This window comes from Kocuria subflava (assembly GCF_012163155.1).
GTDB classification, from domain to species: Bacteria; Actinomycetota; Actinomycetes; order Actinomycetales; family Micrococcaceae; genus Kocuria; species Kocuria subflava.
On sequence record NZ_JAAVUN010000199.1, the window covers coordinates 1 to 569 of the forward strand.

The following is a 569-nucleotide window of genomic DNA, read 5'->3' on the forward strand; positions in this document are numbered from 1 at the left end:
GACGACCAACTCAGGGGAGAAGCCCCTGGCGCTCTACGTGTTCAGCGAAGACGACGACGTGCGGACCGCGTTCAGAGGGGAAACCTCCTCCGGAGGACTTGTCCTGGGCGCGGCCCTGGTTCACCTGGCCCACCCCCAGCTGCCCTTCGGCGGGGTGGGGGAGTCCGGAATCGGGGACTACCACGGCGGGTACTCCCTGGAGACCTTCAGCCACCCGAGGGCCGTCTTGGACAAGCCACTCGCCCCGGACACCTTGAAAGTGATCTACCCGCCGTACGGGCCGCTTAAGTCACGGTTGGCCAAGATCGCGTTGGGGGCACCGGCACCGTCAACCGTCGTGCGCAAGCTGTTGAACCGGTGACCGACACGCCGCGACATGTTTTCCCAAAGTGAATTCTGGGTGCACGGGCGCTGTCCCCGGGTACTCCACACCTGTGGACAAGAGACGGCACGAACGGCCGCCGCGGCGTGAACACGGGGGAGTCCCGCGCAGCACGTTGTGGATGAAAACTGTGACTCTGGGGACAGCATGAGGACAACAGGTCCAAAGGGTCAGACACGACATCTTG

1 protein-coding gene is annotated in these 569 nt (G+C 64.3%); it reads left to right on the forward strand.

The genetic code is table 11. The annotated features are described in order from the left end of the window. A partial coding sequence (locus GTW58_RS13755; RefSeq protein WP_168023627.1) for an aldehyde dehydrogenase family protein occupies positions 1-361 on the forward strand: 361 nt, incomplete at its 5' end. Positions 362-569: the final 208 nt, after the last annotated feature.